The organism is Microbacterium sp. GbtcB4, from assembly GCF_019091465.1.
Taxonomy (GTDB): domain Bacteria; phylum Actinomycetota; class Actinomycetes; order Actinomycetales; family Microbacteriaceae; genus Microbacterium; species Microbacterium paraoxydans.
Map to the genome: position 1 here is coordinate 1 of NZ_JAGXJJ010000810.1, position 229 is coordinate 229.

The window sequence follows — 229 nt, forward strand, 5'->3', positions numbered from 1 at the left end:
AGAGATGCCGAGTACCTCCGGGATGAGGTTGCCGACGTGCGCCGGACGGATGGAGTCGAGCCCCTCCTGCTCGCGGAGCGCCGCGATCCGGGACTCAATGTCGTCGTAGGCGGCGGCGAGCCGGGCGGCCTTGCCCTTGTTCCGCGTGGTGACGTCGGCGCGGGTGAGGATGAGCAGGCGCTCCAGCAGGTCCCCGGCATCGCGGACGTAGCGGCGCCCGGCGGCATCC

General features: G+C 72.1%; 1 pseudogene. It reads right to left on the reverse strand.

The features are described from left to right. Positions 1-229 (reverse strand): annotated as a pseudogene (locus KVS71_RS19700) (CCA tRNA nucleotidyltransferase); the annotation flags it as partial.